Source organism: Ectobacillus soli (assembly GCF_042610425.1).
Lineage (GTDB): Bacteria > Bacillota > Bacilli > Bacillales > Bacillaceae_G > Ectobacillus.
In genome coordinates this window covers 1,542,585-1,568,289 of the sequence record NZ_JBGJZM010000001.1, presented here as the reverse complement: position 1 = coordinate 1,568,289, position 25,705 = coordinate 1,542,585, and the positions used below count along the sequence as shown (strand labels likewise).

Below are 25,705 nucleotides of genomic sequence, written 5' to 3'. Positions count from 1 at the left end.
AGTAGAAAAAGTCAGTCTGTGGGCTGGCTTTTTCTTATGGGGTGAAGTGATTCTAGGGTGAGATTGGGTTGATTGCAGCTGAGTAAAATAGTGTATGAATGATAAGAGTAATAGGAACTCATAAATTGAAACAATTATTTCTTGTTCCCGTCTTTATGGAGACAAACCGCCATCGAGTTTATAGAGATTGTGATGGCACTTTTGCTTCTATTAGTCTATGTACTAACTCTTGTCCATAAATAATCAATCACCAACTCAATTATATGAAAAGTCTTGATTACATAACAAATTTTGATACAAACTATCATAAGTATCCGTCATTTCAAATATAATAGGAAAATGTAGTACAGTTCCAATGCTTTGCATCCTTTTTCCTTCTACCTTTCCATCCCTTTTTCTGCAATTCTTTAGCAATTAACATATTAAAAAAACCATGCCCAACTAAAATTACAGATTTATACTTATTGGCATAATCAATTAACTGATGGGATGCCTTCCTCGCTCTGCATTTCGTTTGATTCAAAGACTCGCATTCCTTCGAATAGCCACTAAACCATAGTAATCTTAAAATAACCGCCCAGATATTTGGTTTTAATTTTACATCAAATAATTTTGTTGGATTAGAAGGTAACTCGGTTTCTCGAAATAATGGGTCAGAAATTATTTTGGTTACTGGATTTAATAACCTTGCTGATTCAATAGACCTTTTTAAATCACTGGTAATAACAATATTAGCAGTTGCTATTTTTTTGAGCGTTGCCGAAGGGAATGATGACTCTTTAAACACTCCATTATGGTCATATTTTTCAACCCACTTCTTAAACTCCATACAAGTCATTTTTTCATTTTCAGTTAGCTGTGATTTCCCATGCCTGATCAATGAAATCTCCATAGTAATCTCCTTGAATTAACTTTGAATTCTATAACAATAACTTGTTAATTTCTATAATTAGATTAGAAATTCCTTTTCCAGTAACCTTTCCGTTTGATACACTCGAAATGTTTCGATTTTGTGTTGGTTGGGACTGGGCGGGTGTTTTTAATTTTTAACTAGCGCATTTTATAGACTAAATTTCCTTATCTTACAAAATTGTATAGAATTTCCTACATAAATTTACTATACTAGTAATATCTTAATATATAGATAGGGGATATGGTTAAATGAAACAATTATTTCTTACATTTGTTGTAGCTAGTCTATTTATATTTACAACGAATGTAGTAGAGGCGCATCCAGGAAATACTGATGCAAATGGGGGGCATTATTGCTGGACGAATTGTGCAAAATGGGGATTAAAATATGGTGAATACCATTATCCAAATGGCGAGAAAAAGTCTAGTGAAGGCAGTTCCACTAGCAATGATCATTCATCTGGAGGAAATGCTGATACATCAACTTCCAAAAATACATCAGTTCCTTCACCTCAAGAAATTGCTCAACAAGAAAGACAAAAAGGTGACGAAGATGGTCATTCAACAGGTTATGCAGAAGGCTATGCGGCTGCAGTGAAGAATGTGAATCCAAATGGTTCGGATGCATATAATGCAGGATATAAGAATGGCTACGAAAAGGGATATTCAGAAGGTAACAATAAATTGAATGGTGAAAAAGATACTGCACAAAAAGCAGGATATGAACTTGGTTCTAAGCAGGATAATCTTGACATTCCGGATACATATAAAATTAATAATGCTGTTCAGCAAGCTTTTAAAGACGGTTTTGACCAAGGTATAAAGGCAAGAGATGAAAAGAAAAAAGAAGAGTTTTATTCCCTTGGTTATAAAGATGGAAAAGATGATAGTGATGGGAACACACCTAAAGATGGTAAAATAATTTACATAGATGCTTACAAGGATGGCTTTAAAAAAGGACAGGATGATTTAAAGGAGCAATATTATAAACAAGGCTATGATGCGGCTTTTATGATTCTTACCTACGAACAGCCGAAATTACCTAAGGATAAATACATAGATTGGTACAAGGAAGGTTTTGAATCGAACAATGAGGTAAAAAAGATCCAGAATGATGCGTATCAACATGGTTTGCAAGGGAAAACTCTTGAAATTCCATCAGAATATGGGGAAGCTAAGGTTATATACGAGCATTATTATAATTTAGGAAAGCAAGAATACGACAAAAAAGTAGAACAAGAACGTAATACGGGTACAAGTGTTTTGGGACTAGGTCTAATAGGATGGTTAGGTCGACGCTTCTACATCGTACGAAAAATGATTAACTAAAGGGTGATTAAGATGGGATTATATCGAACAATTTGCTATAAAGTTGAAGATGAATTTGTGAAAATACTTACTCGCAAACAGGATCCAACTATTATAAGAGAACGGGTACTGGCATATCGGAGCGAACAAGAAAGTAGTAGAAAAAATAAGGAACAAAAACAGTAATAAAATTTATTTTCTTGTAAGACGAAGTAACAATTAATGACCTGCCTCTATTTGATGCAGGTCATTAATTGTTACTTCGTATATTTGTAATTTTAAATGTGAAAGGTGTTTATACCTATGCTCTTAGTATACAAAATTTTCTAAGCCCAAAAAAATTTCATAAAATTAAACTTCTTCTCTTTATATAGTAATAGAGGGAATTAGATTTTGATCACAAATTATTCTATGCAAATGTGTAAATGTAGTGCAGGTACCTAACTTATGGGAAGTTGCAAATAAAATTCCTATTTTAAAATTTCAAATGGAACAGCAGTTGAAAGATATGAATTCTTCAGCGAAGGGTAGACTATCCTTTGTACAAAAAAACGAAATAATGGTTTAATCAATCAGGAATTGACGAAAGGTGAAGAGTTTATGTATCAAGAAAACGAACAAAGTCAGCTCGATTTACGGCTGTTGCATTTAGATGAAAACGACGAAAGCAGTATTTGATCATGTGCGTAATGATATTAATCGCTATGGAATTAGCCAGGAACATTTCATGATTCTCAAGCTTCTTTATACAAAGGGCGCATCCTGTTCAGAAAATTAGCGACTTCTTATCAATACCGAGCGGCAGTATCACATATGTAGTCGATAAATTGGAAAAAAGCGAATTTGTAAGTAGACAACAAGTCTTGGAGGACCGAAGAATATCCAATGTAGTCCTTACTGAAAAAGGAGAAGAGTTATTCGACGAAATTTTTCCAAAATATGTGGAAACTATCACGAAAAATTTGTCTTTTATTAGTAAGGAAGAGAAGGAAGAACTGATTTATTTGCTGAAGAAAGTGGGCCTTGGTGCGAGGGGATTAGAATAAAAATTACAGTAATTCAGGAGGACTACAGAATTGTTAAGGAAGACATATTTGTATAAAAGTTAAATTCCATACAAATAAAACTATATATTGTAGTCACTCCCGATATTTTTTAAAGGGTGAACGAGTTTGTATTCAAAGAATTAGATTCTAAGTTCACTGTTTTCCCTATGCAAGAAATCCGTCATATTGTAGGTAGAAAGTGGCTGACTGAAAATATATCCTTGTATTTTGTAACAGTGTTGCTGCTTAAGAAAATTCAATTGTTCCTTTGTTTCGACCCCTTCTGAAATCACATCTATATCTAGGTTTTTTGCTAAGGCAATAATAGATTTCACAATTGCTTGATTTTTCTTGTTCAGATTTTTGATAAAGGATTGATCAATTTTTAATTTGGAAATAGGCAATTTACTTAGATAATGTAGTGAACTGTATCCTGTTCCAAAATCATCAATACTCACTTTCACACCTAATATATTTAAATTTTCTAATTGTTCTTCTGCTAGTTTGATGTCCATAGTCATACTTTCAGTTATTTCTAATTCTAAATATTCTGGTGCTAATCCTGTCTCTTGAAGGACATTGCTAACTAACTCTACAAAGTTAGTTTGATTAAACTGTTTTAATGATACATTTACACTTATTGGTAAGAAATTAAATCCAGTTTGCTGCCATTTCTTATTTTGTATACATGCTGTTCGCAATACCCATTCACCAATTGGAATGATTAATCCGGTTTCTTCAGCTAAAGGTATAAATTCAAAGGGACTAATGGTTCCGATATCAGGATGTTCCCAACGAATGAGCGATTCAATCCCGATGATTTGATTGGTGTAACTATCCATTTGAGGTTGGTATACAAGTTTAAATTGATTGTTCTCAAGTGCTTTCCGTAATTTACTTTCTAATGTTACCTTTTCACTTATTTGCTTATGCAAACGGGGTGTGAAAAATTTAAAATTATTTTCTCCTTTTTGCTTGGCGTCGTACATGGCTGCATCTGCATTTCTAAGCAGGGTTTCAACATCTTTTCCATCTTTAGGGAATATGCTGATTCCAATACTCGGACTTATATATATATCGTGATGACCGATAATGAAAACTTCAGAAAACCGCTGTTTAATAAGATTTATGAAACTAGTAATCCTTTCTTCATTGCTGTTCTTGATGAGAAGAGTAAACTCATCTCCGCCTTGACGAGACACAACATTATCGTTACCTATACAGTTTACTAATCGCTTTGCAACTTCCACTAGAATTTGATCTCCCGTACTGTGGCCAAGTGAGTCATTGATGTTTTTAAATCGATCGATATCTAAGAATACAACCGCGAATGTTTCTTTATTAACTTGAGCGTTATGGATTGCTTCATTTGTGCGTTTATGAAACAGTAACCGATTCGGCAAATTAGTGAGTGCATCATGATATGCCATATGGTTAATGGTTTGTTCAGCCTTTTTTCGTTTCGTTATATCAGTTGCTGTACCAACAACTTCTATGACCTTGCCTTTATGAATGATCGGTGAAAGATCGACCAAGAGATCTGTTCCCTGTAACTGCATCTCGAAATTTACCGCCATTCCCTCGTAGGCTTTCGTGAAAAAGGTTTGTATATTTGGTGTAATGCTAGCATCAAAAAAGTCCTTTATCTCTTTATTGTATATTTTATCTGTTACAAAACCGATTTTCTCAGCACCTTTTCCTTCTGACAGAGTAAACACAAACTTTCCTTCATCATTTCTGCGATATTTAAATATACAGTTCTCCATATTTTTAATGGTTGTTTGAAAATCATTTTTTAATGCCTCTTTTAAGGAAACTTCTGCTTTTTTTTGATCTGTAATATCTGAACGAATCGCCATATATTGATAAGGGACTCCTTCTTCATCTAAAAAGGGTACGATTGAAGTATTCATCCAATAGGTGGAACCATCCTTCGTACGATTTTTGACTTCCCCTTTCCATACTTTTCCTGCTTTAATGGTAGTCCATAATTCTTGGAAAAAATCCTTTGAATGGAAGCCTGATTTAATCAGACGGTGTGTTTTCCCAATTAATTCTTCTTTCGTAAACTGAGAAATCTCACAAAATTTATTATTTACATATGTAATAACGCCGTATTTATCGGTAGTAGCCACGATTGTTGAAATATTTAACGCATAATTAATATCATCAAGCTGTTTGACTATTTTGAAGTGCTCTTCTTCTAGCGATTTATAAGCAGTTTTGTTCGTATGGAAGGCGATACATGCAACGTCCTTGGAATGGTCATCGCAGACAGGTACTAGCAGCATATCTACCCAATAATCGATTCCATCCTTTGCTGTAAGAAGTATTTCTCCTTTCCATTCGTTTCCTTCTTCTATGGCATGGTATAGTCTATCAAGCTTGTCGTTTGTAGCATAATCGGGAGCAATTATAGATTTGTATAATTTTCCTATTATTTCTTCCCGGCTATATTTAGAAATATCACTAAATGCATCGCTTATATCGATAATAGCCCCCATATTATTCAAAATGGCAATAGGATTCTGTCTCTCTATTACTTTTCCTACATTCGGCGTGTATGTATAATCTTGCAATATTCTCAAACTCCTTGTTTTATAAAAGTGAAAAATCAAATAGTGATAAAAGTGTTAATTGGAAGAGGAATTGAAAAAAACAGAAATTCGTCCGGTTGAGGGAAAGGGTTACTATTAGTAGATAATCTGGGTTGAATGTCAAAATAGTAGATATAGAATGTAGGGAAAACACTTTCAACTATACGATTTAAATTTAGCAATTAAATTGGAATGAATACGGATATAAAACGCATAATTTTATAACAATTTTGTGATTAGTAATCCTAATCTTATTCTAAAGATAACATAGTATCTTAATAAATATATAATAGAATTTATAAATTTTATCTTGAATGAGCTGTGCTGAATGTTTTGACATAGGAAAGTATATCAAATATTTCATAATTGTACTATGAAATAACTTGATGGAACAGCTAGGAATCTGGGAATGTAATCGATGATTATGTAAGAAGGAATAATGGGAGGAGAAATAGTAACGCTTTGTATATGTGGGGACTGCTTATCGGAAGAATATTCATTATTAAGGCTAGTCGGTATATTGAAAAGAGAAAAGGAATGTTGCTTATACTTGGAAGTGCGATGCTTGCGAGTAGTACGTTTCTTTTTGGTATTGGGATTGGACCGACTCTTTGTCTTATTTTTTCCGCTTTCTATGGTTTTTTTGAGCAATTTGTAAATATTCCCTATCAGGCGTTACTTCAAACTTATGTAGAACGTGAGAAGATTGCAAAAATATTCGGTGTAACTGATATGATTAATGCGGTAATGTTTGGTTTATCGACCATTATTATGGGGGTAGTATCCGATATCTATGGTGTCCAGGTGAGACAATTTCCCTAGCCTTGTCTAGTGTTGGTTATATGTTTTCTTCACGAAAATTAAATAGTAGAAAGCTAGAAATGTAAGAATAGGAGAAGAGCATGCTGCACGAAGCATGCTTTTTGAATTTTCAAATTTTCAAATTTCTTATTGACACAAAGGAAACCATTGTTATAATAAATATCATAATGTGTTAGAAAATCTAACAGGGAATGGTGCGAAATATGAAAAAGATTGAAGCGATTATTCGACCTGAAAAAGTTACAGAGACAATTAAGGAATTGCGAAATATAGGGATTACAAGTTTTACTGTTTCTCAAGTTGTGGGAAGAGGGAAGCAGAAGGATCAAAAAGGTGTGTATAGGGGGAAAAATTATAAAGTGACGCTTCATCCTAAGGTAAAGCTGGAAATTGTTCTTTCTGATTATATGGTGAAGAAAACCGTTGAGACGGTCATGGAATATGCGCATACGGGTGAAGATGGGGACGGTAAAATTTTTGTATACCCGGTGTATGAGGCTTACAACATTCGTACGAAAGAAATGGACGATAGCATTGATGAATTAATCGAGCAGGGAGAGTGATAACCATGGAGCTTATGTACATCAATACGATTTGGGTTGTCATCTCGGCAGCTATGATTTTATTTATGGAAGGTGGATTCAGCTTACTAGAATCGGGATTTGTCCGGACAAAAAATGCAGTGAATGTGACCATGAAGATTTTTGTGGATCTAACAGTTGGAGCATTGGCATATTGGCTGATTGGATTTGGTGTGATGTATGGTAAGGATGCGTTTGGTGTAATTGGAACGAATTTATTTGGAAGTCCTGATCATATTGCTCTTTCCATTCCGCTTCCTAGTGCTGCGTATGTGCTGTTTCAAATTGGATTTGCGGTTGCGTGTATTTCCATTGTTTCCGGTGCAGTGGCTGAACGAATGAATTTTAAAGCGTATTTGGTAACCGCTGCACTCATTACGATTGTTGTATATCCACTTTCGGGTCATTGGATTTGGAATAGTCATGGCTGGCTTGCAAAAATGGGTATGAAGGATTTTGCTGGATCGGCTGCGATTCATGCTGTTGGCGGGTTTGCGGCGCTTGCAATGGCAAAATTTATCGGACCACGTAAAGGCCGATTTAATACGGATGGAAGTGCAAATGTATTTGCGCCAAGTAATATTCCATTAGCGTCAGCGGGTGCATTTATTCTTTGGTTTGGCTGGTTTGCATTTAACGCTGGAAGTACGCTTGATGCATCAAGTGCAGCCCTTGCGCCGATTGCTTTAAATACGATGCTAGCAGGTGCGACTGGTGGTACGGTTGCATTATTTTTAACAACGATGAAGTTTGGTAAGGCAGATCCGAGTATGACCATAAACGGAGTGCTATCTGGTTTAGTGGCAATTACAGCAGGGTGTGCTTTTGTTTCAGAAACAAGCGCTATTCTTATTGGTGCGATTAGCGGTGTGATAGTGATTTATGCAACACTGTTTATTGATAATTTGAAAATTGATGATCCAGTTGGTGCGGTAGCGGTTCATGGATTTAATGGGGTATTTGGGACGATTGCGGTTGGGTTGTTTGATAGTAGTAAAGGATTATTCACGACCGGCCATGCAGCATTGCTAGGTGTTCAACTGCTTGGAGCTGTTGTAGTTATAGTTTGGGGTTTACTTGGCGGGACATTTATGGCAAAGATAGCCGATATAACAGTAGGACTTCGTGCAACCGAACGGGAAGAAGAAGAGGGTCTCGATATGTCTTATCACGGCATTCCTGCCTACAACGAACTTGAACGTTTTACAGATTTACCAACGAATTTATATGATTTTGAAGAAACAACCGGTATTACGGTAGAGCGTACCAATAAGAAAAAAGTGAGCGTATAAATAGAAGCAGAAAAGGGAAGCTATCTGTCATAGAAACAGATAGCTTCCCTTTTTTATAGATCATCTTGAACTGTGCGACCAGCAAAAAAAGTAAGCGACTCTATTAATTTATTTTCCTTTGCGGTGATTCTAGTAGGCATGATTTTAAATACCATGGTTTTACTATCCAAGGATGAGGTGTATTTTTCCACATGGCTTTGTGCAAGCGGTGATTGGTAATATCCTGGAACGTATTTATGTAATAGCTGTTGCAGGGCCGCAGTGGCTTCTTCTATACTTTGTACAATTTCGACCGTTCCAAATAGGAGAACGCTCATATAGGCAGTATCGGTATGGGCAGGAACGGGGTCAACTAAAGTTCCATAGTCCGCACTTACAGTAAAGCAAGCATTTGTATTTTTTTTGATTATCTCAACTTTTCTCCCTTCAGCTGCTCCGTGATAGTATATTGCATCATTCCACCATATAAAATTTAATGGTATCACATAAGGGATTTCCTTATCTGTAAGACCTAAATGACCGGTTTTTGCCTTGGATAAAAATGTATCAATTCTCGTTTGATTCGTCACTGTACGACTGATTTGCCGGATAGAATGTTCCATAGCACTTACTTCCTTTCTTAATTTATCTTAATTATAAAAAGAATTTTCTGAAATATATAACTATTTCCATTTTACTAAAAGTAGAGAAAAATTGTTAGAATGAAGTATCGGTGGTCAGCAGTTGATTATGTTCTTAGGGGGTCATATAAAGTTGTATCGTAAATATAGTAAAACATATTGGAAGCCTTTTTCTATAGCGATTGTTTTTTTAACGTTCGAAGCATTGTGTGATCTCTTGCAGCCTACTATATTGTCCAATATTATCGACAATGGTGTTGCAAATAAAGATATGAATTATGTGATGAGATATGGCGGACTTATGCTATTCATTACTTTGCTTGGAGCTGTCTTTGCTTCCACACGCAATATTATATCTAGTTATGTTTCGCAGCATTTTGGAATGGATTTACGAGCCGATTTGTTTCGGAAAATCCAAATGCTAAGCTTTGAGAATATCGATGAATTTGATAGAGCGTCATTGATTACAAGAGTAATCAATGATGTAACGCAGGTTCAAGTATTTGTAAACGGGTTAATGCGAATTTTTGTGAAGGCTCCTTTAATTGGGATTGGAAGCTTGATTTTGGCGATTCGTCTAAATCCCCAATTGGCTGTTGTGCTTGCGGTAATTGTTCCCATTGTTGGACTCTTTATTTGGTTGAATATGAAAATTGGATTTCCGTTTTTTTTAAGGGTACAACAGGAACTTGATCGTGTAAATCGTGTCGTAAGAGAGTACTTGTCTGGCATTCGGGTTGTGAAGGCATTTAACCGCTTTGATCATGAGGGTGATAAATTTAAAACAGTGAATGAAGAATATCAAAACAGATCGATTGCTGCACTTCGCGTCATGGCAGGCTTTAACCCGGCCATTGCACTTACCGTAAACATTGGAATTGTTGCGGTGCTTTGGCTAGGAGGACTGGGAGTCAATCATGGGCAAATGCAGATTGGTCACGTGATTGCATTCATTAACTATATCACGCAAATTTTATTTTCGTTGATGATTATTTCGATGGTGTTAACGATGTTTGTTCGGGCAAGAGCCTCCTTCGGTCGTATTAATGAAGTATTTTTACAGGAAAATCATATGACGTGGAGTGATAATAGCAGCCAAACACAGATAACAGGAAGCATTGATTTTGATGATGTCTGTTTCTCCTACAAGGGGGCAGCAGGTGATCCGGTTGTGAATCATGTAACCTTTCATTGTGTGCCTGGGGAAACGGTTGGGATTATCGGATCAACGGGCTCGGGGAAAAGTAGCTTAATTAGTTTGATCCCGCGTTTCTATGATGTTACGTCTGGTTCTATAAAAATCAATGGGGAAGATGTAAGACTGATTGATCCGAAAATACTGCGTGAAAAAATCGCGATTGTCCCCCAAAAAAATATTTTATTCACAGGTACCATTATCGATAACATACGTTGGGGAAAAGAAGACGCATCGAGAGAGGAAATCATAATGGCGGCAAGGATGGCAGGTGCACATGACTTTATAATTGCCTGTCCGGAAGGTTATGAAACGAAAATTGGACAAGGTGGTGTGAATCTATCTGGAGGTCAGAAACAGCGTCTTGCTATTGCAAGGGCGCTCGTCAGAAAACCGGAAATTCTCATTTTAGATGATTGTACGAGTGCAGTCGATGTGGAAACGGAAGGAAGAATAAAGCAGGCACTCTCTAGTTATGCTACTGTGACCCGTCTTATTATTGCACAGCGTATGAGTTCTGTTATGGATGCGGATATGATTCTTGTATTCGATCATGGTGAAATTGTAGGGATGGGGAAACATGAAGATCTGCTAAAGAGCTGCAAACTGTATCAGGAAATTGCACAATCACAAGTAGGCAAGGTGGTGTAAACATGACACAATCAAAAGAAACAGAACGTCCTATGCTAAATGGAGTCATGAGACCTGGAGGCCATCAAAGAAGAGGTCCTGTTGTAAAACCAAAGAATGCTAAAGGAACATTGAAACGATTGTGGCTTTTCTTTGGAAAGGAAAGAAGGCTGTTGTTGCTTATTTTTCTATTTATCATATTGGATTCGGTGCTAACGCTTGCAGTTCCTTACTTAATAGGTGTATCAATTGATTCCATGTCCTCTTCTAGCAAGGTGAATTTTGGGATGCTTGAAGTTGCCATTGCTTCTTTAGCAGCGGCATATTTTATGGATGCATTTCTTACGTTTTTACAAGGTTGGCTAATGGCAGGTGTTTCTGGGCGAATCGTAATGAGTCTGAGACGTACCTTATTTGACAAATTGCAAAAGCTACCTATTTCCTTTTTTGATACGCGGCAAAGTGGAGAGATTATGAGCCGACTAACGAATGATATCGATAATGTGAGTACGACAATTTCTCAGTCTACTACGCAACTTATGTCGGGACTTATTGTGCTTGTTGGTTCTTTTGTGATGATGGTTGTGCTCAGCCCTCTCTTGACGCTAGCAAGTCTCATTACCGTTCCAATGGTATTTTTCCTTACCCGGACGATTGCACGGAAAACAAGTGTCCTCTTTAAATCGCAGCAAGTGCAGCTTGGAAATTTAAATAGTCAAGTTGAAGAAACCATTTCAGGTTGGAATGTTGTAAAGGCATTTAACCATGAGGAAAAAGCAATTAAGGAGTTTGATGAAGTTAATCAAAAGCTATGCGACGTAGGATTAAAGGCGCAAATTTGGTCTGGCTTCTTAATGCCAATCATGAATGTAATCAATAATGTTGGATTTGCAATGGTTGCTATTGTTGGCGGGATATTAGCGGTGAAAAGCTTGATTACGGTTGGGATTATAGCAAGTTTTCTAAGCTATTCTAGACAATTTGTTAGACCGTTAAATGATTTAGCAAATATCTTTAATACTCTGCAATCGGGCATTGCAGGCGCAGAGCGGGTGTTCGAAGTTCTGGATGAACAAGAGGAGCAGCCCGATAGCCCGTATGCAGTTGCCCTAACCAATCCGAAGGGGCATGTTGTATTTGAAGATGTTAGCTTTGGATATCGAATGGATGTACCGATTCTGAATCATATTAGCTTTTCATCTAAGGAAGGTAGCAATGTGGCACTTGTAGGACCAACGGGAGCTGGAAAGACAACGATTGTTAATCTACTTACCCGCTTCTATGATGTATCTGCTGGAAAAATTACCATTGACGGGCGGGATATTCGGGAATATACGCGAGATAGTGTAAGAAGTAGTTTTGGCATGGTGTTGCAGGATACCTATTTATTTTCAGGTACCATTAAGGAAAATATTAGATATGGCAACATTGACGCTACCGATTACGAGGTAGAGGCAGCGGCACGCATGGCCAATGCAGACGTATTTATAAGACGTCTTCCTGAACAATATGAGACGCAATTAGCAGAAAATGGTGGAAATTTAAGTCAAGGACAAAGACAGTTATTGGCGATTGCGAGGGCAATTTTAGCGAATCCTTCTATATTAATATTAGATGAGGCAACAAGCAGCATTGATACGCGAACAGAGCTTCATATCCAGGATGCCCTTTTGAATATTATGAAAGGACGGACGAGCTTTATCATTGCGCATCGGCTTAATACAATCCGAGATGCAGATACCATTATGGTAATTGACCATGGTGAAATTACGGAACAAGGTAGTCATTCTTCTTTACTTGCAAAGAAGGGGGCTTATTATAATATGATACACCAACAAAAGCAAAGCAGTGCGCTGGAATGAAGTGTGTGAACAAAGGTATGGAATGAATCCATACCTTTGTTGTTGAAGGGATAAACGAGTATTATATAGTGATAATAGAAAAAATATAGTTTTTTCTAAAAAGTAATTGACATACTTAAAGTAAGTAAATATAATAATAAGTGTAGTAAGAATTTAATTTAAAAAACCAAAACTAAAAACAAATTCGGGGGTATATTAAAATGACAATTTCAAAATGGGCTTTAGATCCTGCACACACAGACGTGGATTTTTCTATTAGACATATGATGATTTCTAAGGTTAAGGGTGCTTTTCAATCTTTCAGTGCTGAAATTGAAGCAGATCCAGCTGATTTAACAACAGCTACTATTTCATTTGATATTGATTTAGAAAGTATTTCTACACGTAATGCTGATCGTGATGCACATTTACGTTCTGCTGATTTCTTCAATGTAGAAGAAACTCCTAAGCTAACATTTGTAGCTACTAGTATTGTAAAAACTGGTGAAGATGAATACAAAATGACTGGTGATATTGCACTTCATGGCGTAACTCGTTCTGAAACATTTGATGTAACATATGAAGGATCAGGAAAAGATCCATGGGGCAATGAAAAAGCTGGCTTCACTGTAAAAGGAAGCATCAAACGTAGCAATTACAACTTAACTTATAATGCAGCATTAGAAACTGGTGGCGTATTAATCGGTGACGATGTGAAAATTTCTGTGGAACTTCAAGCTGCTAAACAAGCTTAATCAACACATACTTATAAAAAGAGGTCTGCTGCAAGGGGGTTATTGCAGCAGACCTCTTTTTTGCATTTGTGCTGTCTGTTTTCTGAAACAGGCAGTTTTTTTCTGCATGTTTATATGAGCAAATTTCCAGTATAATGAGATATGAAGACTGCTTTTGCAATCGATCCTAAAACAAAACGAGGTTATCCTATGAATAAACGTTTTACCGATTATCAGTTAAGTGAGGAGATCATTCAGGCGCTTGCTTATTTACACTATGAGGTTCCTACAGAGGTGCAAAGGAAGGTAATACCTGCTGCTTTGGAAAGGAAAGATTTGATTGTTAAGGCGCAAACAGGAAGCGGGAAGACGGCGTCCTTTGCTATTCCGCTTTGTGAAATGGTAGAGTGGGAAGAAAATAAGCCGCAAGCACTAATCCTTACGCCGACACGGGAGCTTGCTGCCCAGGTGAAAGAGGATTTTTCCAATATAGGAAGATTGAAACGAGTAAAAGCGACGGCTATTTACGGTAAGCAACCGTTTGCTACGCAAAAATTAGAATTAAAGCAAAAAACACATGTCGTTGTGGGAACACCAGGGCGGGTATTGGATCATATTGAAAAAGGAACTCTTAGTTTAGATAAACTGAAATATTTTGTAATTGATGAAGTAGATGAAATGCTAAGCATGGGGTTTATTGAGCAGGTAGAGGCTATCTTGCAAGCCTTACCCACAAATCGAATGACGATGGTTTTCTCGGCAACCTTGCCAAAGAATGTTGAAACACTATGCTTTAAATATTTGAACGATCCAGTTGAAATCATCATTCCTTCTACGGAACATACGACAGCACGAATTGAACATTCCCTTGTAGAAGTTAGAGAAGAGGAGAAGTACAGTCTTCTTCGTGATATAACAACCGTTGAAAATCCGGATAGCTGTATGATTTTTTGCAGAACGCAAGAGCAAGTCGACTCAGTATGGGATAGACTTGATCATGATCGCTATTCCTGTGATGAAATTCACGGTGGCATGATGCAGGAGGATCGGTTCTCGGTTATGAATGATTTTAAGAGAGGAAAGTTTCGCTACTTAGTCGCTACTGATGTGGCCGCTAGAGGGATTGACATTGAAAATATTACACTTGTGATTAACTATGACCTGCCTCTTGAAAAGGAAAGCTATGTGCACCGAACAGGTAGAACAGGGCGTGCAGGGAAATCAGGAAAAGCTATTACTTTTCTTACGCCATACGAAGAAAAATATATAGATGAGCTACAGACGTATCTTGGATTTGAAATACCAAGAAGAGAGGCTCCTTCTAAAGAGGAAGTAGCAAGGTGCAAAGCTGCATTTGACGAAAAAATGGACACGCGTCCGGTTATTAAGCAGGATAGAAACGCAAAGCTCAATCAAGAAATTATGAAGCTCTACTTTAATGGTGGAAAGAATAAAAAAATGAGAGCTGTAGATTTTGTGGGGACGATTGCCAAAATTCCAGGCGTGACAGCAGACGATATTGGGATTATTACGATACAGGATCATGTTTCCTATGTGGATATTTTAAATGGAAAAGGTTTGATTGTGCTTAAGGCTATGGAACAAACGACAATAAAGGGCAAGCGGCTAAAGGTAAAAGAAGCATATCAATAAAAAGGGTATGACATCGCATAAGATGTCATACCCTTTTTTAATAGAATGAAGCTTTTTTCACATTTACGATTCTATGATTGGTGCTGGTGTTTCATTCGTCGTTTCTTCTGACAGTGTTTTAGGTTTTCGAAGAAGCAACGATGCAATAGCTCCTATTGCTGCAATGCTAGCTGCAAGAAAGAATGTATCATCATAGGCTGACGAAGCAGCTACAAGAGGATTTTTTGTTTCTGTCATATGCTGCGACATTTTTGATGTAAGAAAGCCAGTCATTCCTGCAACGGCAAAGGAAACCATAACCTGTTGGGCTGCGGTAGTAAGTGGTGTAACTCGGCTTACCAAATTCTTAGGAGCTGCCTGTAAAACATGCGTATTAATGGACATCATTGAAAATCCCATACCTGCTCCGATCATCACAAGTGCAGCGATAATGTAACTGTTACTCGTATCAATTGTAATCTTAGAGAGTATAAATAATGCACCCGTAATAATGGTGAATCCTGCAATGGCCATGGGACGAGCGCCTACTTTATCAAATAACCGTCCACCGATTGGCATGAATACCGCGGAGGTTAATGCTTGTGGTAGCAATAATAATCCCGTTTCAAACGAACCGTAGCCCTTCACCGTCTGTAAATATAAAGGAATAAGTAGAATTGAACCGAATAATGCAATTTGAGCAATCCAAGCTACGATAATACCTCTTGTAAAATCGGATGATCGGAATACTTTGAGCTCAAGAAGTGGTTGTTTTTGACGGAATTCTACAAAAATGAAAAGTAGTAAAGCAGCGCCTCCGATTCCTAATCCTGTCAAGGTATATTGAGAGCTCCAGCTTTTTCCGCCTTCACTGATTCCGTAGGCAAGCATGGAAAATGCGATTGGTGCCAATACGATACCTAATATGTCTAGCGTTGGCACCGTTTTGCTTTCAAAGGTAGGCAAAAAGCGAATTCCGATTAAAATGGCAATGATCCCAATCGGCAAATTGATAAGGAAAATCCAGTGCCAAGATGCATACTCAACGAGCCATCCTGATAGAACAGGGCCTAGAGCAGGAGCAAGCAGCATCGGAATACCGAGCATCCCCATGACAGAACCTATCCTTCCTTCGGGAGCGATTCGGAAGATAATGGCCATGCCGATTGGAGCTACCATTCCTCCGCCTATCCCTTGAATAATACGGTACATAATTAATTGCTCAGGTGTCTGAGCAAGGGAACAAAGAGCGGAACCAATTGTGAACAGACCGATTGTAATGAGAAAAATCCGTTTTGCGCCAAAACGGTCTGTCATCCATCCTGCTAATGGAATAACAGCAGAGAGGGCAAGGGTATAGCCAGTAATAGCCCATTGTAACGTTGAAACTGTACTGCCAAAGTTCTTTACTAATCCTGGTAGCGCTACATTTACCACAGTGCTATCGAGAATGACCATAATCATACCAACAATAACGGCTAACAATGGACCAATTAGCGATTTTATTGATACGGATGTTTTTGCATTCGTACTCATACTCTTCATCCTCTCTCCATTCGTATTCTAATAAAAAAGTAGTTCGGTAACCACTGTAAATATAGTGTATTAGAAAACTATCTTTATTTGTATTAAGAATACAATAAGATTATCATAGTAGAATTACTTTGCGACCGTCAACTTTGATTGTGTGATTCAGGAATTTGCTTTTTATAGTTACTATATAGATAATAGTAGTAGGATAGCTAATTATTAAGGGGGGTTACACATATGGAAGTTGAAGTTTGGTCAGATATAGCATGTCCATTTTGCTATATTGGTAAGAAAAGATTTGATATTGCGCTTAAGCAATTTGATCATAAAGCAGACGTCGAACTTGTATTTAAGAGCTTTCAATTGAATCCTGCTGCTACGAGAGGATCTAAGCAAAATATTCATGAAGCAATCGCATCGAAGTACGGCGTTTCCGTTGAACAAGCGAAGGTAAACAATGAACAAATTTCCATGCAAGCAAAGGAAATTGGTCTTGATTTTAATATGGATGGCATTGTGTTAACGAATACAGAAGCTGCACATCGTGTAAGCCACTATGCAAAGGAACAAGGAAAGATGACCGAAATGATGCAACGGCTTATGAAAGCATACTTTACCGATTCCTTGGATGTCGGTGAACAGGACAATTTGTTAAAGCTTGCTGTTGAAGTTGGACTAGATCAAGAAGATGTAAAGCGCATTTTGGAAGAGGGAACGTACCGAAATGAAGTAAAAGAAGAGCAACGTGAAGCCGAAGAATTAGGAGTACAAGGAGTGCCATTCTTTGTATTCAATCGAAAATATGCTGTTTCTGGTGCACAACCGGTAGAAGTGTTCTTGGAAGTAATGGGAAATGTATGGAAAGAAGAACAGAACAACAAGCCATTACAAGTACTTGGTTCTAACAATGATGGAGTAGGGTGTACGGATGGTTCTTGTAATATTTAATCATATTAAAAAACGAACTTTCAATTTTAGATTGGAAGTTCGTTTCACTTTGTATGAATAACAAAAGCTGCCCCATCTTATCCGTGTGAAATCACACGAGTGAGAAGCTTTAACCAACCGAAAAAGGAAACCCACAACGGAATACTACACATGACGCCCCAAAACAGTCCTACCAGAAAGTTACCTTCAGTTTCCATGGCAATCCCACCTTTTGGAGATAATTGAAAACGCTTTCATTTAGACTATATTCTCTATGGTAATATGGTTTTCCTTTTTTGTCTATGAATTTATTTTGTAGGAAACTAGCTAGGGCGGGAAGAAAAGCCGACATTTTAAAACACAAAAAAAGCAAGATGACGGAAAGAACCATCATCTTGCCCTCTATTATAAGTTTGCGTCATCCTGTGTATAGTTTTATTTCGATTTAAGCATTTCATGAACTTGTTCCACATCTTTATCACCGCGGCCAGATAAATTGACAATGAGAATATCATCTTTTGATAGTTCTGCTGCAAGTTTGAGTGCATAGGCAACTGCATGAGAACTTTCTAATGCAGGAATAATTCCCTCTACTTTGGACAATGTTTGAAAGGCTTCCAACGCTTCTTGTCCCGTTACAGTTACATATTCGGCTCTACCAATTGTTTTTAAAAAACTATGCTCTGGACCAACACCTGGATAGTCAAGGCCTGCTGCAATTGAATATGTTGGCTTTGGATTACCTTCTTCGTCTAGTAGGGTTAGGCATCTAAATCCATGAAGCACGGCAGAAACTCCTTCGGATACAGCGGCTGCTTCTGCTGGCTCGACACCGATTAATCGTACAGTTGGTTCCTCGATATAGTGGGCGAAAGCTCCGATTGCATTGCTTCCCCCACCTACACAAGCAATAACAGCCGTAGGTAATTTACCTTCTTTTTCTAAAATTTGACGTTTGGATTCTTCGCTAATTACGGATTGAAAGTGTTTAACGATAGTTGGAAATGGATGCGGACCAACTGCCGATCCTAATAAATAGTAAGTGTTCTCATAATTTTCAACTAAGTCTTGAAAAGCTACGTCTACGGCATCTTTCAGGCGTCCTTGTCCTTTTTCAACCGGTACAACCTTGGCACCAAGTAATTCCATACGAAATACATTCAGCGCTTGACGTTCCGTATCCACTTTTCCCATATAAATGGTGCAATCCATACCGAATAACGCGCAGGCAGTTGCCGTTGCAACGCCATGCTGACCAGCACCTGTTTCTGCGATAATCCGCTTTACCCCCATACGCTTAGCTAACAAAATTTGTCCAATGGCATTATTGATTTTGTGAGCACCCGTATGATTTAAATCTTCACGTTTTAAATAAATTTTCGCTCCACCTATTTTTTCGGTTAAGTTCTTTGCATAAGTGAGGGGATTTTCACGACCCACGTATTCTTTTAAATAATATTTAAATTCTTCTTTAAATGTGGGATCATCTTTGTAATGCTTAAACTGCTCTTCTAATAAGGAAAGTACATGTTTTAAATCATCGTTGACAAAGCTTCCACCAAATTCTCCGTAATACCCTTCTTCTACAGTATGTATACTCATATCCACCATCTCCTGAAATTTCTGATTATTTATATATTATAGCAAAAAAGAGTAGAGAGAGTATGAATATGAGTTATATTTTTGGTAGCTGATTTAATTGATCAACGAGAGATGCAAATAAAGGTTTATTATTTGCATCAAGTGCTTCGTCAATTTGTTGTTTGAGGATTTGTCTTTTTTGTTCTAGCATTAGTTTCTTAATCATCACATCTACTTCTTTGGCATCCTTCTCATATTGGGTATATTGCCGCAAATTATCGATGGCAGGGGATTCGATTAGTTGCAAATAACTATGATTGGACATTTTTCCGTAGAAATGAATCATTACATTCACTCGATCTGATGGATTTGCCATGAGCTCCCCTAAAGCAATTGCGATATCTTCTGTTTTTCGTTTATTATAGTAAAATTCAAAGCCCGGCTCATCGGATTGTGCACTGGAAATCACAATGGTTTTCCTATTTAATTGAATTTGCTCGGTAAAGGAAATACATTCAAGAATGGGAGGGGCATTCAGCATGTATTCCAGTACCTTGCGTGCATCTGTTCGCTTTAATCGATGATGATCTAAAAACCACTTCAAAAAATTTCGTTTTGCACTTACGGATACCCATTTATTCACACTATCCCACCTTTTTGAAAAGATATTTGGTATTAGGAAAGATTCTTGTGTATGTATGAAACCAACGAATCCAATGGATTTATGATGGAGGTTACGTTCTTTTTTTCCATTTTCTTGGCTGCATCTACCATCGAAAGCTGAGCAACTGATACGATTTTTCTATCGCTGGCTTGCTTTAGAGACTTCATTACCTCACTATTATACACCTCGATTTGTCCTTGCATAAGCAAATCAAACGCATGGTCTATGAGAATTATTTCTACATCTATACATGCTTTCACTTGCTTGGCGTATAAATGCAGACGCTCTACGGTGCCAGAAACCGTAGCTGGATTTGTAAAAAACATAGTCTGTTGCTGCTGAATTGCGCAAATTTCAGCAAAAAATGGTTCGTCAATCTTGATAATGGGTACAGGTAGGAAATCCGGTTCTCCTAAAATAGCGATATAATCTGTACATGTAATGATGATAGAATCTACATTACAACTTGCTATCCATTCAAGCTGCTCCTTAACCTTGTTTCGTAAAATTACTTCATCTAAAGTACGATGATACATAAGTCCAGGATCTACAAAGTGGATACACTCTATTTCGCATAAAGAAAGAGCTTGTTCAATATAGGCGATATTGGAATAGTGAGCGTGTAAACATCCTATTTTTCGTTTCATAGAAATTCTCCTACTCTTTTTATTAACAATAAGTGGGGATATTAGATATGTCAATTTTGATGAATGGATTCAGTATACTTTCGAGAATCTTGTATTTTAGTATAAAAAATAGTCTGGAAAAGAGAAAGTATTCTTGTGTAAATAAAAAATAATGTACAAATATGTATATTTATTTTTTTGAATTTTAATATATATAAATTGTAAGATTTATAGTAGTATAGTAATTGTAATAATAAAACAAAAAAGTAATTTTTAAAGGGTGGGTGTTATTTTTGGTAAATTTACAAGAAACATTGGAAAGTGGTGTTACCAAACTTCATGGAGGAATTGAGCAAGGGAAGATCAAATTGCAGCTTGCACAGGAGATGGTGCAATTAAAAAGAGAAATACAAGATCTTCTTCAAAAAAAAGCAGAGTTCCTACTGGAATTAGGACAGCTGGCATATTTACAGCTTCGCTCTGATGAATTACAAAAGGTAGATTTAGTACATACGATAGATCCAATTGAAAAAATTGATATTTCTATATATCAAGCGAATAAACGTCTTTCAGAACTGAAACAGAGTCAAGAAGATGGGATTACATGTAATTGTGGTGCACCGTTAACTATGTCAGATAAATTCTGTGGTAATTGTGGAACCCCTAATCCCATGCTAAATCGTGCGAAGGAAACAAATCTAGTAAAATGCCAAAATTGTGGACAAGATACGCCTAATGACGCTTCTTATTGTCCAGTATGTGGAACAAAACGAAACTAAAGGGGGGAAAATAATGTATTGTAGAATATGTGGTAATGAAGAGGGAGAGACGGCAAACTATTGTACTCACGATGGTACGATGCTATCACCACTCCCACAACATATACAACTTGTTCAAGGCGATGCGAAATATTGTCGTTCGTGTGGTTCAGAAAATTCTTTCGATAGCTTATATTGTGAAAATTGCGGGCATTCTCTTTTTATCGCACAGAAGAAAGAATCCGTTCATACATTTAGGAATAGGATACCAAAGGCTACCTTTAAGTTTCCAAATATAAAGTTACTAAAACAAGGCTTGTTAGCTGGAGGACTTGCTATCCTACTCATGCTACTAGCAGGTTTGATTGGTAGTCTCATAATGGGTTCATGGCCGTCAATTTTATCTGTAAGTTTACAGAATACATTTGGAGTTCCTTTTTCTTCAAAAATACAATTTTTTATTACAGGCGTTGCACCTACCATATTAAACTTTAATCTTTCAAGTTTTTCTATCACTGGTCACTTTTCAAGTTTTGTTAGTGCTGATTTTTCTATTGGTTTACGAATTGCGGTATTTGTAGCGCTATTCATTCCATTACTTATTTTAGGATTTGCGGGATATTGGATAACAAAGAGACACGAGGGCACAACGCTTGCTGACAAGCTTACATTGGCTTTATGTGTTTCGATTACCTATGGGCTTTTTCTATTCATCCTAAGTTTTATCGCAACAAGAACGCTGAATATGCAGGATTCTCAATTAACCATTATTTATCCTCATCTAGGTAGTCTTTTTAGAGGTGTGCTGTTTGGATTTCTATTCAGCTGTATAGGATCTTTCCTTACTTTAGGAAAAGATGCATGGGAGAGATTACTACCGTTTGGTACTGCTATTTATCAAGGAATTACAGCTCCTATTAAAGGAATATTTGTTACTTTACTCCTTTCCCTACTTGTTTCTTTACTTGTAAGTCCGTTGAATTCTTTTGATGGTGGGGTTAAAAAAATGAGCAAAGTAGAGATGTCAGTAATAGGGGCAAGCCTAGTTCCATTCGTATGGAACATGGCACACTTCGCACCATTAGAAGCGAAAAGCCCGCTGTTTAATACTTTGTCAGGAAAGCTCGGGATAACAGGTTACGATGAAACAACGGTATTATCTGCATCCAGTGTACAAGGATTGAAAATAAATCAAATTTCTGTAAAAGAATGGGCTTCTACTCAGACGTATAATCCTGATGATTTATCTGTAATTGATAATATAAATACCAAAATACATTATCTTTCTTTTTTATTTATAATTCCAGCTCTCTTCTTTTTTATAGCAGGTAGAAAAATAAAACGTTCCTCTTCTCATAGCATTTATAAGGAATTATTAGTATTCAGTGGGGTATATGCAATAATGATGGTGATTATTAATGCCGTATCTCGTATTTCTGTTCATGCATCTGGGCAACTTGGATTGATAGGGAATGGAACTACGTCTTTTATTGAAATAGGGGGAAATGGTGTCTTTGTTTTCTTTACAAGCTTCATACTTGCCTACGCTATTTCCTATACAGGTATGTTGTTTTCAAATGGAGGGGAATCTCGTTGAATGTTTGTACAGAGTGTGGTACGAAGTTGCAAGAGCATTTAAAATTTTGTCCCAATTGTGGTGTAAACGTTTCGAAGAAAACGGATCTAAATAAACAACAGCCAGTACAGAGTCGTAATCATAAGGGATTTGGAAAAAAAGGACAAATGATTGGGATTATTCTTTTGCTTATCGCTGTAGTTGTTTTTTTTGGTGCATATCAATATGGAGCACAGCAGTTTTCAAGAGAAAAACAAGTGCAGTCCTTCATTCAAGCTGTAAACAAAGAAGATGCAAAAACGCTAGTTACAATGATGAAATCGAATGATCCTACAATGAAAATTAAGGAAGAAGACATAAAAGCTTATTTTGCCTATTTGAAAGACAATCCATCCTACAAACGTGATTTACTTTTATATTTAAACAATCAAAAGTCAGAAAATATTGGTATTCAATCCAAAACAACGTTTACGGATGTGCAGATTGCACAAGATGGTAAAAAATGGATTTTTTTCCCCGAGTATAAGCTTCAAGTAATGCCCTATTACATAGAAGTGTCCACAAACACAGAAGGGGCTACTATACTGGTAAATGATAAGGAAACGGATAAATCAAAAAACGCTAATTATAAAAAAGAGATTGGTCCGTATTTTCCAGGAAGCTATAGATTGAAAGCTACTTCCACTTCTGATTTGGCGTCTCTAGAAACGGAAGAGGAAGCAGTACTTGCAAATCAACCAACGGGAAAGGTATCAGTGAATTTATCATTAATTGGTGATTATGTTACGGTTCAATCTGATGAGATGGATGCAGATGTGTATGTAAATGGAAAGAAAAAAGGAATTTTAAAAAATGGTTCATATAAGCTTGGACCTGTTTCGACTGATGGCTCAGTAGAAGTACATCTGGAAAAGCAATACGATTGGGGTAAAGCAAAAACGCAAAGTATTTATGTTGGTGGTAATTCAAGTTATTTTCTATCGTTTCCAAGGCAAGTTACTACAGATGATGTTCGCGTTTTTATACAAAATCATCTTCAAAAATCAACGCGAGCTATTTACCTAAATGATTTTTCTTTAATCGCAAATGACTATGATCCGAGCGGAAAATCCTTGGAGGAGGATCGCAACTATCTCAAACAATTAAGCGATAAGAAAACAACAGAGTCGCTACTCACCTTTGAAGTACGAGACGTTCAACGAATAAGTGAAACGCAGTTTAAAGTAAAAACTTTTGAAGAATACAATATTTATTATGCGGACGGAACAGGGAAACACAAAACCTTTGATAGCGAATATTTACTAAATCAATTAGCAGATGGTAAATTGGTATTACATTCACTTTTATCAAATACAACATTGAAGTCAGAAGATTTGAATGGGTTTTTTAAACCGTAATAAGGAGGGGGGCGTTTGCCTCTCTTTTTTTAATTGTTACTTAAAGTATTAATTGTATAGAAAGTGATTCAAGAGGACCAGAAAGAGAGCTAGAGGATGTCGCTTGAAAACAAAAAAACAGACTCTATAAAGAGTCTGTGTAGGAATCAGTTTTAATTAAGCTTTACGTACGTTAGCAGCTTGAGGTCCACGTTGGCCTTGTTCTACGTCAAAAGTAACAGCTTGACCTTCGTCTAAAGATTTGAAACCTTCACTTTGGATAGCTGAGAAATGTACGAATACGTCTTCTCCACCTTCACGTTCGATAAAACCGAAACCTTTGTCTGCATTAAACCATTTTACTTTACCTTGTTCCATTAATATTTCCTCCTCGTGTGCATTGCACACATTGTGTCACTATTCTTGCTCAACTATTGTAGATAGAAAATATATAACCTATCGTTCCTAACCGAACAAAAAATAATACTCATTAAATATAACAGAATCTGTATGCAATTGCAAGAAGACTGGGATTTTTTTTGTAAAATAAAAAAAGACCCTACAAAGTAGAGTCTTTTGAAATGTAAGGTTAAATTATGCTTTTTGAACGTTAGAAGCTTGAGGTCCACGTTGGCCTTGTTCTACGTCAAAAGTAACAGCTTGACCTTCATCTAAAGATTTGAAACCTTCGCTTTGGATAGCTGAGAAATGTACGAATACATCGTCTCCACCTTCACGTTCGATAAAACCGAAACCTTTGTCTGCGTTAAACCACTTAACTTTACCTTGTTCCATTATTGTATCCTCCTCGTGTGCATATTGCACACATTGTGTTACTATCCTTGCTCAAATCTTCAAAATGGAAAGCTTATCACTTGTCGATCCTACCGAACAAAAATAATTCTATCTAAATATAGCAGTTAACGGAAGGAATTGCAAGTGCTGTGATAAAATAGTTTTAAAATACGTTTAGTTGGGTTTCAACCAACCTATAATGGATTTTCCTATAAACTTATGGTATCATTTACTTTCATACAATAAGAGGACGTGAGCGATTGTGATTACTATTCAAATACCAAAACCAGATGTTACGATTTCAAAACAAAAAGATCCCGAACAAAGCAATATTTATGGGTTTACAGATTTTCATCTAATCCCAAGAGATAAAGGTGGTATCTTTATGTTTTATAATAAGGATAAAGAGCTATTGTTCGTTGGGAAAGCAAGAAAGCTAAGACCACGTATTAAGAAACATTTTGAAGATTCAGTTTCTGTTGTGAAAATGAACCGAGACGACATCGTGAAAATCGCTGTTTGTCTTGTGGACGATCCAATGGAAAGAGAAATTTATGAAACCTATATTATTAATAAACTTCATGCAAAATGTAATGTAGATAAAGTATTTTATAAATAAAATAGGAAATGGGACAATAAGCTGAGGTCTAGTCTCCTCAGCT

General features: G+C 36.8%; 24 protein-coding genes. 15 read left to right on the top strand and 9 right to left on the bottom strand.

Going from position 1 to position 25,705, the window contains the following annotated elements:
* Positions 1–322: 322 nt before the first annotated feature.
* Positions 323–892: a histidine phosphatase family protein gene (locus ACAN53_RS08150; RefSeq protein ID WP_379968844.1), complete on the bottom strand. Its 570-nt coding sequence runs from the start codon at positions 890–892 to the stop codon at positions 323–325.
* A 269-nt stretch (positions 893–1,161) separates the two neighbouring features.
* Here ACAN53_RS08150 and ACAN53_RS08145 point away from each other — a divergent pair, with 269 nt between their 5' ends.
* The 3 genes from ACAN53_RS08145 (at position 1,162) to ACAN53_RS08135 (ending at position 3,266) form a co-directional block, all read left to right on the top strand.
* Positions 1,162–2,241: a YHYH domain-containing protein gene (locus ACAN53_RS08145; protein WP_379968842.1), complete on the top strand. Its 1,080-nt coding sequence runs from the start codon at positions 1,162–1,164 to the stop codon at positions 2,239–2,241.
* Between the two features lie 12 nt (positions 2,242–2,253).
* Positions 2,254–2,406: a hypothetical protein gene (locus tag ACAN53_RS08140; protein ID WP_379968840.1), complete on the top strand. Its 153-nt coding sequence runs from the start codon at positions 2,254–2,256 to the stop codon at positions 2,404–2,406.
* 560 nt (positions 2,407–2,966) lie between these two features.
* Positions 2,967–3,266: a MarR family winged helix-turn-helix transcriptional regulator gene (locus ACAN53_RS08135; protein WP_379970286.1), complete on the top strand. Its 300-nt coding sequence runs from the start codon at positions 2,967–2,969 to the stop codon at positions 3,264–3,266.
* Positions 3,267–3,406: 140 nt separating this feature from the next.
* Here the strand turns inward: ACAN53_RS08135 and ACAN53_RS08130 are convergent, their stop codons facing one another.
* Positions 3,407–5,845: a sensor domain-containing protein gene (locus ACAN53_RS08130; protein WP_379968838.1), complete on the bottom strand. Its 2,439-nt coding sequence runs from the start codon at positions 5,843–5,845 to the stop codon at positions 3,407–3,409.
* 480 nt (positions 5,846–6,325) lie between these two features.
* Between ACAN53_RS08130 and ACAN53_RS08125 the strand changes: the two genes are divergently transcribed.
* The 3 genes from ACAN53_RS08125 (at position 6,326) to ACAN53_RS08115 (ending at position 8,558) form a co-directional block, all read left to right on the top strand.
* Positions 6,326–6,685, top strand: coding sequence for an MFS transporter (locus tag ACAN53_RS08125; protein WP_379968836.1), 360 nt, complete (start codon positions 6,326–6,328; stop codon positions 6,683–6,685).
* Positions 6,686–6,888: 203 nt separating this feature from the next.
* On the top strand, positions 6,889–7,248 hold the full coding sequence (locus ACAN53_RS08120; RefSeq protein WP_379968834.1) for a P-II family nitrogen regulator: 360 nt from the start codon (positions 6,889–6,891) through the stop codon (positions 7,246–7,248).
* A gap of 5 nt (positions 7,249–7,253) precedes the next feature.
* The gene (locus tag ACAN53_RS08115) at positions 7,254–8,558 is read left to right on the top strand and encodes an ammonium transporter (protein WP_379968832.1); all 1,305 of its coding nucleotides are present in this window, start codon (positions 7,254–7,256) and stop codon (positions 8,556–8,558) included.
* Positions 8,559–8,611: 53 nt separating this feature from the next.
* Here the strand turns inward: ACAN53_RS08115 and ACAN53_RS08110 are convergent, their stop codons facing one another.
* Complete coding sequence (locus ACAN53_RS08110; protein WP_379968830.1) at positions 8,612–9,160, bottom strand: pyridoxamine 5'-phosphate oxidase family protein; 549 nt, start codon at positions 9,158–9,160, stop codon at positions 8,612–8,614.
* Positions 9,161–9,305: 145 nt separating this feature from the next.
* On the opposite strand from ACAN53_RS08110, the gene ACAN53_RS08105 reads away from it, so the two are divergent.
* From ACAN53_RS08105 to ACAN53_RS08090, 4 genes are all read left to right on the top strand, one after another.
* Complete coding sequence (locus ACAN53_RS08105) at positions 9,306–11,024, top strand: ABC transporter ATP-binding protein (RefSeq protein WP_379970285.1); 1,719 nt, start codon at positions 9,306–9,308, stop codon at positions 11,022–11,024.
* Positions 11,025–11,026: 2 nt separating this feature from the next.
* On the top strand, positions 11,027–12,865 hold the full coding sequence (locus ACAN53_RS08100) for an ABC transporter ATP-binding protein (protein WP_379968828.1): 1,839 nt from the start codon (positions 11,027–11,029) through the stop codon (positions 12,863–12,865).
* Between the two features lie 200 nt (positions 12,866–13,065).
* A complete protein-coding gene (locus ACAN53_RS08095; RefSeq protein WP_379968826.1) occupies positions 13,066–13,599 on the top strand; it encodes a YceI family protein in 534 nt (177 codons plus the stop codon).
* A 189-nt stretch (positions 13,600–13,788) separates the two neighbouring features.
* Positions 13,789–15,231, top strand: coding sequence for a DEAD/DEAH box helicase (locus ACAN53_RS08090; RefSeq protein WP_379968824.1), 1,443 nt, complete (start codon positions 13,789–13,791; stop codon positions 15,229–15,231).
* A 63-nt stretch (positions 15,232–15,294) separates the two neighbouring features.
* Here ACAN53_RS08090 and ACAN53_RS08085 read toward each other — a convergent pair whose 3' ends face one another.
* On the bottom strand, positions 15,295–16,746 hold the full coding sequence (locus ACAN53_RS08085; RefSeq protein ID WP_463323062.1) for an MDR family MFS transporter: 1,452 nt from the start codon (positions 16,744–16,746) through the stop codon (positions 15,295–15,297).
* 231 nt (positions 16,747–16,977) lie between these two features.
* Between ACAN53_RS08085 and ACAN53_RS08080 the strand changes: the two genes are divergently transcribed.
* On the top strand, positions 16,978–17,688 hold the full coding sequence (locus ACAN53_RS08080) for a DsbA family oxidoreductase (RefSeq protein WP_379968820.1): 711 nt from the start codon (positions 16,978–16,980) through the stop codon (positions 17,686–17,688).
* A gap of 414 nt (positions 17,689–18,102) precedes the next feature.
* Here the strand turns inward: ACAN53_RS08080 and trpB are convergent, their stop codons facing one another.
* The 3 genes from trpB to ACAN53_RS08065 all read right to left on the bottom strand — a co-directional run bounded on the left by trpB (position 18,103) and on the right by ACAN53_RS08065 (position 20,559).
* On the bottom strand, positions 18,103–19,269 hold the full coding sequence (gene trpB / locus ACAN53_RS08075) for a tryptophan synthase subunit beta (protein WP_379968818.1): 1,167 nt from the start codon (positions 19,267–19,269) through the stop codon (positions 18,103–18,105).
* A 73-nt stretch (positions 19,270–19,342) separates the two neighbouring features.
* Positions 19,343–19,891 (bottom strand): YpiB family protein, encoded by a 549-nt coding sequence (locus ACAN53_RS08070; protein WP_379968816.1) that lies wholly within the window; start codon positions 19,889–19,891, stop codon positions 19,343–19,345.
* A 32-nt stretch (positions 19,892–19,923) separates the two neighbouring features.
* Complete coding sequence (locus ACAN53_RS08065; protein ID WP_379968814.1) at positions 19,924–20,559, bottom strand: hypothetical protein; 636 nt, start codon at positions 20,557–20,559, stop codon at positions 19,924–19,926.
* 272 nt (positions 20,560–20,831) lie between these two features.
* Between ACAN53_RS08065 and ACAN53_RS08060 the strand changes: the two genes are divergently transcribed.
* The 3 genes from ACAN53_RS08060 to ACAN53_RS08050 are packed head-to-tail and all read left to right on the top strand — an operon-like array spanning position 20,832 to position 24,269.
* Positions 20,832–21,317 carry a zinc ribbon domain-containing protein gene (locus tag ACAN53_RS08060; RefSeq protein ID WP_379968812.1) on the top strand — a complete coding sequence of 162 codons (486 nt, stop codon included), beginning with the start codon at positions 20,832–20,834 and terminating at the stop codon, positions 21,315–21,317.
* 13 nt (positions 21,318–21,330) lie between these two features.
* On the top strand, positions 21,331–22,893 hold the full coding sequence (locus tag ACAN53_RS08055) for a hypothetical protein (protein WP_379968810.1): 1,563 nt from the start codon (positions 21,331–21,333) through the stop codon (positions 22,891–22,893).
* The gene (locus tag ACAN53_RS08050; protein ID WP_379968808.1) at positions 22,890–24,269 is read left to right on the top strand and encodes a zinc ribbon domain-containing protein; all 1,380 of its coding nucleotides are present in this window, start codon (positions 22,890–22,892) and stop codon (positions 24,267–24,269) included. The genes ACAN53_RS08055 and ACAN53_RS08050 overlap by 4 nt, the downstream gene beginning before the upstream one ends.
* Positions 24,270–24,425: 156 nt before the next feature.
* Here the strand turns inward: ACAN53_RS08050 and ACAN53_RS08045 are convergent, their stop codons facing one another.
* Positions 24,426–24,626 (bottom strand): cold-shock protein, encoded by a 201-nt coding sequence (locus ACAN53_RS08045; RefSeq protein WP_379968806.1) that lies wholly within the window; start codon positions 24,624–24,626, stop codon positions 24,426–24,428.
* A 216-nt stretch (positions 24,627–24,842) separates the two neighbouring features.
* Positions 24,843–25,043: a cold-shock protein gene (locus ACAN53_RS08040; protein ID WP_379968804.1), complete on the bottom strand. Its 201-nt coding sequence runs from the start codon at positions 25,041–25,043 to the stop codon at positions 24,843–24,845.
* A 262-nt stretch (positions 25,044–25,305) separates the two neighbouring features.
* Between ACAN53_RS08040 and ACAN53_RS08035 the strand changes: the two genes are divergently transcribed.
* Entirely contained in the window at positions 25,306–25,662 is a 357-nt protein-coding gene (locus ACAN53_RS08035; protein ID WP_379968802.1) for a nucleotide excision repair endonuclease, read from the top strand.
* Positions 25,663–25,705: the final 43 nt, after the last annotated feature.